This window comes from Actinotalea ferrariae, assembly GCF_019733465.1.
Classification (GTDB): domain Bacteria; phylum Actinomycetota; class Actinomycetes; order Actinomycetales; family Cellulomonadaceae; genus Actinotalea; species Actinotalea ferrariae_A.
Genome location: NZ_JACVQL010000124.1, coordinates 1 through 9,096 on the forward strand (window position 1 = coordinate 1; position 9,096 = coordinate 9,096).

Genomic DNA, 9,096 nt, shown 5'->3' on the forward strand with positions numbered 1-9,096 from the left:
GCGCGACGCCCGTGCTCGGCCACGGTCGCCCGGTGGGCGAGGTGCGCGCGACCTTCGGCGCGGGGGCGTCGCCCACCGGGCCGTCGCAGCCGGGGCGCTCGGCGGGTGGCGCCCGATGAGGGCCGTCGTCCAGCGCGTGACGCGCGCGTCGGTGACCGTCGACGGCGAGGTGGTCGGTCGGCTCGACCGGCCCGGCCTCGTCGTGCTGGTCGGCGTGACGCACGAGGACGGCCCGGACCAGGTGGCGCTCATCGCCCGCAAGGTCGCGGAGCTGCGCATCCTGCGCGACGAGCAGTCGGCGTCGGACGCCGGCGCGCCCGTGCTCGTCGTCAGCCAGTTCACGCTCTACGCCGACACGCGCAAGGGGCGCCGGCCGACCTGGAACGCGGCGGCGCCCGGACCGGTCGCCGAGCCGCTCGTCGACGCCGTCGTCGCCGCCCTGCGCGAGCGCGGGCTCGAGGTAGCGACGGGCGTGTTCGGCGCCGACATGGCGGTCGAGCTCGTCAACGACGGACCCGTGACGATCCTGCTCGAGGCCTGAGGCCCCGCCCCTGCGTCACGACCAGCGCACGCGCTGGCTCCGGCGCCACGTGTCGAGGAAGTCGGGGAGGCCCTCGGCCGCGATCTCGTCGCCGCGGTTCCACAGGCCGAGGTACAGCGCCGCAGCCGTGCCGGTGAGCCGGACGTCGGCCGCACGAGCCGGGGCGTCCACCGGGTCCGCCCCGCCGCCGAGCCGCCGCGTGACGACGGCCTCGTCGACGTGCAGCAACCACGCCGCGTCGACGTCGGACGGCTCGACCAGCACGGTGTACGGGGCGTCGCGCCGGATCTTCGCCGCCCCGCGCGTGATGAAGCCGCGCAGCAGCTCGTCGAGCCCGTCGGCCGCGACGTCGGGTGTGAGGCTCAGCGCGTCGGTCGCCTCGGCGGTGGTCGGCATGCGCCCGAGCCGCGCCGCGACGCCGTCGACCGCGTGGACGGTCGTCTCGTGCGTCTGGCGCCGGGCCCAGAACAGCCGGGGCGCCGGCGCCTCGCGCAGGAAGGTCATCGCGCGCAGGTCCGCCGGCGCCTCGGCGAGGGCGGTCACGAGGTCCGCCGCGCCGGCGACCACCCAGCCGGCCAGCTCGTCGGCCGGCACGGTGCGCAGGTAGGCGCTCTTCGTGGGCAGCGGACGACCCTCGGGCGTGCGGCCGTCGTGCCCGCGCAGGTGCGAGGTCGCCCACCGGTGCACCAGACCCTGGTGCGCGAGGAGGTCGACCGCGGACCAGCGCGGGCACGTCGGCACGTCCGCGGTCGGCCCGGCCGCCGACGCCGACCGCGCGAGCGTGGCCGCCGCCGAGGCGATGAGGCCCTGGTAGCGGTCGAGCGCGAGCACGGCGGCGTCGTCGAGGGGGTGCTCCGTGGGCATGGCCCGATCGTCGCACCGACCCCCGACAGGGCCCGAGCGCGTCGGGGCCCGGGCCTGCCCCGTCAGCCGTCGAGGCGCTCGAGCTCCTCGGCGGTCAGCTCGAGCTCGGCCGCGCGCACCGAGTCCGTGATGCTCTCGGGGCGGCTCGCACCGGGGATGGGGATGACGACGTCGGCCTTGGCGAGCTCCCACGCGAGGCACACCTGCTGCGGGCTGACACCGCGCTCCTGCGCGACCTCCGCGAACGCGGCGTGCCGGCCGCCCAGGTCACCGGCCTTGGAGATGCCGCCGAGCGGGCTCCACGGCAGGAACGCGATGCCGAGCTCGGCGCACAGCTCGAGCTCGGGCTCGCTGCTGCGGAACGACGGCGAGAACTGGTTCTGCACCGAGACCAGGCGCCCGCCGAGCACCTCCTGCGCGAGGCGGATCTGGTCGGGGCTCGCGTTGGAGATGCCCGCCATGAGGATCTTGCCCTCGTCGAGGAGGTCCCGGATCGCGCCGACGGACTCCTCGTACGGCGTCGCGGGGTCGGTGCGGTGGAACTGGTAGAGCCCGATCGCCTCGACGTCGAGGCGCTGGAGCGACGCCTCGCACGCCTTCTTGAGGTAGGCGGCGTCGCCCTGGACGTACCAGGACCCGTCACCCGGTCGGCGGTGCCCACCCTTGGTCGCGACGAGCACGTCGTCCGGCCCCTTGCCCGCGAGGCGCAGCGCCTTGGCGATGAGGATCTCGTTGTGGCCGACGTCGGTGGGGTGCTCGTGGTACGAGTCGGCCGTGTCGACGAGGGTCACCCCCGCGTCGAGCGCGGCGTGGATCGTGCGGATGGCGCGCGCCTCGTCGGGCTTGCCCTCGATCGACATGGGCATGCCGCCCAGCCCGATGGCGCTGACGGTGCGGTCGCCGATGCGGCGCTGCTGCATGAGGTCTCCCGGTGCTGTGGGGCGGCCGCACGCGGTCGGCCCGATGGCTCTCGTATCGTTTCGCGGCCGATCGTAGGTCGGTGACCGAGGAGCCGCCCGCCGACCTGCGCGGGGTGACCGCCGTCCTCGGCGACATCACGACGCAGGACGTCGACGTCGTCGTCAACGCGGCCAACGCGTCGCTGCTCGGCGGCGGCGGCGTGGACGGTGCGATCCACGCGGCGGCCGGCCCGGACCTCCTGGCCGAGTGCCGCGAGCTGCGTCGCACGAGCCTGCCGGCGGGGCTGCCGGTCGGGGAGGCGGTCGCGACCGGTGCAGGACGGCTCCCGGCGCGCTGGGTCGTCCACACCGTCGGGCCGAACCGGCACGCCGGCGAGACGGATCCCGCTCTCCTCGCGTCCTGCTTCACGCGGTCGCTCGACGTCGCCGACGGCCTCGGTGCCCGCTCGGTGGCGTTCCCCGCGGTGAGCGCCGGGGTCTACGGGTGGGCCGCGGACGACGTCGCCCGGGTCGCGGTCGGCGCCGTGCGCGCCTGGGTGTCGGCACACCCGCACGCCGTCGTGCGGGAGGTCCGCTTCGTGCTCTTCTCGCCGCGCCTGCTCGAGGCCTTCCGCGGCGCGCTCGCACGTCCCTGAGGAACCCCTGAGGACCGCGGCCTCGCCGCGTGCCTGGCCGGGGGTTGATGTCTGCTGCTGGAAGTAGTAGACCTACTACATCCAGTAGTACCGGCATGGCGGCCCGTACGGCGTCGGCGACGAGGAGGGGCGATGGACGACGAGGTGGTGAGCGCCCGCGGCCTGCGGATGCGGTACGGGACCAAGGACGTCCTCGAGGGCGTCGACCTGTCGGTCGGGCGCGGCGAGGTGGTCGCGCTGCTCGGGCCCAACGGCGCGGGCAAGACGACGACCATCGAGATCCTCGAGGGGTTCCGCGACCGGTCGGCGGGAGAGGTCACGGTGCTGGGTCACGACCCGGCGTCGGCGCCCGAGTCCTGGCGGGCCGGCATCGGCATCGTGCTCCAGTCGTGGCGGGACCACCGCCGCTGGCGCGTGCGGGACCTGCTCGTGCACCTGGGCGACTACTACCGCCCGTACGGCACGCCGGGGCGGCCGCGCCCGCGCGACGTCGACGAGCTGCTCGCGACCGTGGGCCTCGACGACTCCGCGGACCAGCTGCTCATGCGCCTCTCGGGCGGGCAGCGACGCCGTCTCGACGTCGCGATCGGCATCGTCGGACGCCCGGAGCTGCTCTTCCTCGACGAGCCGACGGCGGGCTTCGACCCCGAGGCGCGGCGGGACTTCCACGACGTCGTGCACTCGCTGGTCGACCTCGAGGACACCACCGTCGTGCTCACGACGCACGACCTGAGCGAGGCCGAGAAGCTCGCCGACCGCATCCTCATCCTCGCGGGCGGCCGCATCGTCGCCGACGGCAGCCCCGACGCGCTCGCGCGCCAGGTGGCCGGCCGGGCGGAGGTCCGCTGGTCGCGGGGCGGGGAGCGCTTCGTGCACGCGGCCGACGACGCCACGGCGTTCGTCCGCGAGCTGCTGCAGCACGACGACGAGGTCACCGACCTCGAGGTGCGCCGCGCGAGCCTCGAGGACACGTACGTGCGCCTGGTGCACCAGCACGAGCAGGGGCACGAGCCGAGCACGCAGGACGAGCGGGTGGGGGGAGCGGTCCGATGACCACGACGACGAGCGGAACCGCACCGAGCCGGTCGGTCGGGCGGCTCCCCGCCCCCGTCGCGCACGCCGTCCGGGTCGGCGCGCGGCGGGGCGTGACCGAGTTCCGCATCAGCCTGCGCAACCCCGAGGACCTGATGTTCTACCTCGGCTGGGGCGGCGGCGTGCTGCTCTACCTGGTCCTGAACCGGGACGCCCTCGTCGAGGGCACGTCGATCACCGTCCCCGCCCTCGCCATGCCCGGTCTGCTCGCGGCCATGCTCGTGTTCGGCGGGGTGCTCGGGCCGGCCTTCGCCCTGGTGCTCGAGCGCGAGGACGGGACCCTCCTGCGCGCCAAGGCGGCGCCGCACGGGATGACCGGCTACGTGAGCGGTCAGGTCGTGCTCCAGGCGCTCGGCATGCTGCCGATGCTCGCGGTGATCCTGCTGCCGAGCGTCCTGTTCCTGGGTGTCGACATGCACCGGGGGCTCGTGGGCTGGCTCGCCCTCACGGCGACGCTCGCGCTGGGCCTCGTCGCGACGCTGCCGATCGGCATGGTCATCGGGTCGGTCGCGCGCAAGCCGAACCAGGTCAGCACGTGGGGGATGCTCCCGGTCCTCGCCATGGGTGCGGTCTCCGGCATCTTCGTCCCGCTCACGCAGCTCGCCACCTGGATGCAGGTCGTGGGCCAGGTGTTCCCGATGTACTGGCTCGGGCACGTCATGCGCTGGGCGTTCCTCCCCGAGGAGGCGAGCGTGCTCGAGCCGGGCGGCGAGTGGCGCATCCTCGAGGCGGTGGGCGTGCTCGGGCTGTGGACGGCGGTCGGCCTGCTGCTCGCGCCCCGGGTGCTCCGTAGGATGGCGCGCCGGGAGTCGGGCTCGGCGGTCGAGGCTCGCAAGCAGGAACGGATGCAGCGGATTGGCTGAGCGCACCCCGCCCTCGGGCGAGACGGTCCACAACCGGATCGCGATGCTCCGCGCCGAGCGCGGGGTGTCGCGCCGGGAGCTGGCGGACGCCCTCGAGGTGCACTACCAGACCATCGGGTACCTCGAGCGGGGCGAGTACAGCCCGAGCCTGCACCTGGCGCTGCGGATCGCGGAGTACTTCGAGGTCCCTCTGGAGGTCGTGTTCGCGCTGCGCCCGTTCCCGCGGCTGGGCAGCGCGCCGCAGGCGACGGACGCGTCGGCGCCCGTGCCGGCTCACGGCGGCTGAGCCGGCCGGGAACCCTGCGCCCGTCAGGCCTGCGGCTGGCAGCCTCCGCTGCTCAGGCCTGCAGCTCCAGCAGGCGCGCGAGCACGCGGGTCACGCCGTTCTCGGTGTGCGGGGGCGCGACGAACCGCGCGGCGGCCACGACGTCGGGGTGCGCGCCCGCCATGGCGAACGAGAGCGCGGACGCGTCGAGCATCTCGACGTCGTTGAGGTGGTCCCCGAAGGCCGCCGTCTGCGCGCGGGTGACCCCGAGCGCCTCCTGGGTCCGCGTGAGCGCCACGCCCTTGTCGGTGTCGCGCGCCATGACGTCGACCCAGTGCGTCCCCGACAGCACGACGGTGTGCTCGGGGGCGAGCGGCAGCAGCGCCGGGTGGACGCGCTCCGCGACGTCCTGGGCATGGTGCACCGCGACCTTGAGGGCGTCGTCGTCGACGGCCAGCAGGTCCTCCACCCGCTCGAGGCGCGCGTAGTAGCGGGAGACGACGTCGAGGAAGGCGTCGTCGTGCCGCTCGACGTACGCGCCGCGGACCCCCGACAGGACGGTCCCCACGGGCTCGCCGTCGGCAGCGAGCGCCCGGACCGCCTCGATCGCACGCACGACGGCGTCGCGCGTCACGAGGCTCGTGCTCACGGGACGCCCGTGGTGCACGACGTTCGCGCCGTTCTCCGCGATGAGCACCATCCGCTCCGCGCGCTCGCCGAACATCTCCTCGAGCGTCGCGAGCTGACGGCCGCTCGCCGCGCACAGCACCACGCCCCGCCGCTCGAGCTCGTCCGCGACGGCCCAGAACGACGGGTGCACGCGGTGGTCGGCGTCGAGCAGGGTGCCGTCCATGTCGAGCGCGACGAGGCGGAGACCTCCCGCCTCCTCGGCGCTGGGGAGGCTGGGGCGGTCGACGTCGGGCGTGCGGCTCATGGCTCGAGTCTCTCGTGCTCTTGCCCCCGGGGCTGGACAAGAGCACGAACGGTCGTGCTATTTTCGCTTGCATGGCCAAGGGCGAGCGCACGCGCGAGGTGATCCTCCAGCAGGGCATCGCCCTCGCCTACCGGGTGGGCCTCGAGGGGCTCACGATCGGCGCGCTCGCGACCGAGGTCGAGATGTCGAAGAGCGGGATGTACGCGCACTTCGGCTCGAAGCAGGCGCTGCAGATGGCGGTGCTCGACGCCGCCGCGGAGGACTTCGCGCAGGCCGTCGTCGTCCCGGCGCTGCGCGAGCCCCGTGGTGAGCCGCGGATCCGTGCGCTCGTCGACGCGTGGCTGACCTGCGGTCGCACGCGCCGGCCGGGGGGCTGCCTCTTCGTCAAGGCGAGCACGGAGATGGACGAGCGTCCCGGGCCCGTGCGGGACCGGCTCGTCGAGCTCCACGAGCGGCTCGACGACTCGCTCGCCCGGGTCTTCGCCGGCGGCGTCGAGGAGGGCCAGTTCCGGCCCGACGCCGACCCGCAGCAGTTCGCCGCCGACCTCTACGGCGTGATGCTCGGGGTGTACCACCGGCACCGGCTGCTCGCCGACCCGCGTGCCGACGAGCGCGCGCGGGCCGCCGTCGACGCGCTGATCGCCGAGGCCCGCGCCGACACCAGCCCGCCTGCCGACACCACGCTCGTCGACACCGTGGAGGTCTCCCGATGACCGCGTCCCTCACGCGCCGCTGGCGGCGCACGCGCCGCCGGGCGACCGCGGCGGCCGGACTGGCGGCCGTGCGTCTCCAGCTCCGCGTCCTCGAGACCGTCGCGCCCGCCGCGGCGGACCGCCGGGCGCTCGACCTGTGGTGCACGCTGCCTCCCGTGCCTCGTCGGCAGGACCACCGGCCGCGCGCTGACGAGCACCGCAGCGAGCTGCACCGCGTGCCCGTGCCGCGGGGCGGGACCATCGCGGTCGAGGTGTGGGGCGCCGGTCCGGACCGCCCGATCACCTATCTCATGCACGGCTGGGGCGGCTGGCGCGGTCAGCTCGGTGCGTTCGTCGCGCCGCTCGTCGACGCGGGCCACCAGGTGGTCGCGCTCGACGCGCCCGGGCACGGCGACTCCGACCCGGGCTTCCTCGGCCCGCGTCGCGGCACGGTCATGGAGTTCGTCGAGGCGCTCGACGCGACGACCGCGCGCTTCGGCGCCCCGGCCGGCCTCGTCGCGCACTCGATGGGGTGCACGGTCGCCGGGCAGGTGCTCGCGGCCGGCACGCCCACCGACCGGCTCGCGCTCGTGGCGCCCAACCACGAGTTCGGCGACATCGTCACGCAGTTCTCGCGCCACCTGCGCCTCGGCGAGCGCACGCGCGACCACCTGCGCGCGGCGCTCGAGGAGATCACCGAACGCGCGATGGCCGACTTCGACCTCGCACCGCTCGGACGGGACGGCGCCGTCCCGGGTGGCGTGCCGCCCACGCTCGTCGTGCACGACCGGGACGACGCCGAGACGCCCTACCGCGTCGCGACCGGCCTCGTGGCTGCCTGGCCGGGTGCCCGGCTCGTCACGACCGCGGGGCTCGGTCACCACCGGGTGCTCGCCTCGCGGGCGACCGTCGAGGCCGTCGTCGGCCACGTGCTCGGGCGGGTCACCGCGGCCTGAGCCCGCGCGGCCGCACCGGTCTCGTCCGTGCCGTCGGACGGGCCCCGTCGGCGCCGTCGGACGAGGCGCGCGTCTGTGCCGTCAGACGAGGCTCCGTGCGCGCCGTCGGACGAGGCCCGCCGTATGTGCCTCAGACGAGGCCCGCGTCGTGCGCGAGCAGCGCCACCTGCGTCCGGTTGGTCATCCCCAGCGCCTCGAGGACGTGCGAGACGTGCGCCTTCACCGTTGCGACGCTGACGTGCATGAGCTCGGCGATCTCACCGTTGGTCAGGCCCTGCCCCAGCGCGCGGACCACCTCGCGCTCGCGGTCGCTCAGGCGGTCCAGCCTCTGCCGCGCCTCGTCGGCGACGCGATCGCGCTCGACCGCGGCCTCGATCAGCCGTCGCGTCACGGACGGCGAGACGATGGGCTCGCCCGCCGCGACGCGGAGGACGGCGTCGACGATCTCGGCGGGCGGCGTGTCCTTGAGGAGGAAACCCGCGGCGCCCGCGCGCAGCGCACCGAGCACCTCGGCGTCCGAGTCGAACGTGGTCAGAGCCACGACCTCGGGCGGGTCCCGGCGTGCCCGGACCTGCGCCGTGGCCACCACTCCGTCGAGGCGGGGCATCCGCAGGTCCATGAGCACGACGTCGACGGGATGGCGGTCCAGCGCCTCGCGCACCTCCGCGCCGTCCGCGACCTCCGCGACGACGACGAGGTCGTCGCGACCGCCCAGCATCATCCGCAGTCCCGCACGGACCAGCGCGTCGTCGTCGACGAGGAGGACACGGACTGGCACGCGGGCGGGCCGGCTCACGGCTGCCAGGGTAGCCAGGCCCTCACCGTGAAGGTCGGGGCGCCGTCGGGTCCGTGGGCGCCGTGGGGTGCGCGGGCGGCGTCGCCGCCCAGGACGCCGTGCTCGAGGCGGCCGCCGACGAGCCGGACGCGCTCGCCGAGGCCCACGAGACCGACGCCCGCCCCTGCTGCCCCGACGGCGGGTCCGTCGACGGCACTGTCGACGGTGCTGCCGACGGCGCTCTCGACGGCGCTGTCGACGGCGCTGCCGTCGGTGCCGCTGACCCTGCGGACGACGCGGTTGGTCACCTCGACCGTGAGGCCGGCGCGCCGGTCCCCAGCGAGGCGCACGACGACGCGCTCGCCGGGCGCGTGCTTGCGCGCGTTCGTGAGCCCCTCCTGCACCACGCGGTACGCGGTCCGCGCGACGACGGCCGCGACGTCGTCGTCGGCGGTGCCACCCGGCCGCTCGCGCACGAGCTCGACCTCCTGACCGGCGGCCCGGACCTCCGCGACGAGCGCGTCGAGGTCGCCCAGCCCGTGCTGCGGGGGCGCGAGGC

The 9,096-nt window shown here is 75.3% G+C and carries 11 protein-coding genes and 1 pseudogene; 7 read left to right on the top strand and 5 right to left on the bottom strand.

Annotation, left to right across the window (positions count from 1 at the left end):
- The first annotated feature begins 115 nt into the window (after positions 1 to 115).
- Positions 116 to 541 carry a D-aminoacyl-tRNA deacylase gene (dtd, locus tag ICW40_RS10825; protein WP_221653838.1) on the top strand — a complete coding sequence of 142 codons (426 nt, stop codon included), beginning with the start codon at positions 116 to 118 and terminating at the stop codon, positions 539 to 541.
- 15 nt (positions 542 to 556) lie between these two features.
- Here the strand turns inward: dtd and ICW40_RS10830 are convergent, their stop codons facing one another.
- Entirely contained in the window at positions 557 to 1,405 is an 849-nt protein-coding gene (locus tag ICW40_RS10830) for a maleylpyruvate isomerase N-terminal domain-containing protein (protein ID WP_221653839.1), read from the bottom strand.
- A 62-nt stretch (positions 1,406 to 1,467) separates the two neighbouring features.
- Positions 1,468 to 2,325 (bottom strand): aldo/keto reductase, encoded by an 858-nt coding sequence (locus tag ICW40_RS10835; RefSeq protein ID WP_221653840.1) that lies wholly within the window; start codon positions 2,323 to 2,325, stop codon positions 1,468 to 1,470.
- Positions 2,326 to 2,405: 80 nt separating this feature from the next.
- On the opposite strand from ICW40_RS10835, the gene ICW40_RS10840 reads away from it, so the two are divergent.
- The 4 genes from ICW40_RS10840 to ICW40_RS10855 all read left to right on the top strand — a co-directional run bounded on the left by ICW40_RS10840 (position 2,406) and on the right by ICW40_RS10855 (position 5,201).
- Positions 2,406 to 2,960, top strand: coding sequence for an O-acetyl-ADP-ribose deacetylase (locus ICW40_RS10840; RefSeq protein ID WP_308121744.1), 555 nt, complete (start codon positions 2,406 to 2,408; stop codon positions 2,958 to 2,960).
- A gap of 132 nt (positions 2,961 to 3,092) precedes the next feature.
- Positions 3,093 to 4,013, top strand: a complete 921-nt coding sequence (locus ICW40_RS10845; RefSeq protein ID WP_221653841.1) for an ABC transporter ATP-binding protein — start codon at positions 3,093 to 3,095, stop codon at positions 4,011 to 4,013.
- Complete coding sequence (locus ICW40_RS10850; protein WP_221653842.1) at positions 4,010 to 4,915, top strand: ABC transporter permease; 906 nt, start codon at positions 4,010 to 4,012, stop codon at positions 4,913 to 4,915. The genes ICW40_RS10845 and ICW40_RS10850 overlap by 4 nt, the downstream gene beginning before the upstream one ends.
- On the top strand, positions 4,908 to 5,201 hold the full coding sequence (locus ICW40_RS10855; protein WP_260459084.1) for a helix-turn-helix transcriptional regulator: 294 nt from the start codon (positions 4,908 to 4,910) through the stop codon (positions 5,199 to 5,201). The genes ICW40_RS10850 and ICW40_RS10855 overlap by 8 nt, the downstream gene beginning before the upstream one ends.
- Positions 5,202 to 5,253: 52 nt before the next feature.
- Here the strand turns inward: ICW40_RS10855 and ICW40_RS10860 are convergent, their stop codons facing one another.
- On the bottom strand, positions 5,254 to 6,114 hold the full coding sequence (locus tag ICW40_RS10860; RefSeq protein WP_221653843.1) for a Cof-type HAD-IIB family hydrolase: 861 nt from the start codon (positions 6,112 to 6,114) through the stop codon (positions 5,254 to 5,256).
- Between the two features lie 71 nt (positions 6,115 to 6,185).
- On the opposite strand from ICW40_RS10860, the gene ICW40_RS10865 reads away from it, so the two are divergent.
- Positions 6,186 to 6,827, top strand: a complete 642-nt coding sequence (locus tag ICW40_RS10865) for a TetR/AcrR family transcriptional regulator (RefSeq protein ID WP_221653844.1) — start codon at positions 6,186 to 6,188, stop codon at positions 6,825 to 6,827.
- Positions 6,824 to 7,762 (top strand): alpha/beta fold hydrolase, encoded by a 939-nt coding sequence (locus tag ICW40_RS10870; protein WP_221653845.1) that lies wholly within the window; start codon positions 6,824 to 6,826, stop codon positions 7,760 to 7,762. Before ICW40_RS10865 ends, ICW40_RS10870 begins: the two co-directional genes overlap by 4 nt.
- A 130-nt stretch (positions 7,763 to 7,892) precedes the next feature.
- Here the strand turns inward: ICW40_RS10870 and ICW40_RS10875 are convergent, their stop codons facing one another.
- The gene (locus ICW40_RS10875) at positions 7,893 to 8,558 is read right to left on the bottom strand and encodes a response regulator (RefSeq protein ID WP_221653846.1); all 666 of its coding nucleotides are present in this window, start codon (positions 8,556 to 8,558) and stop codon (positions 7,893 to 7,895) included.
- Positions 8,555 to 9,096: pseudogene (locus tag ICW40_RS10880) on the bottom strand (hypothetical protein); the annotation flags it as partial. The gene ICW40_RS10875 and the pseudogene ICW40_RS10880, both read right to left, overlap by 4 nt.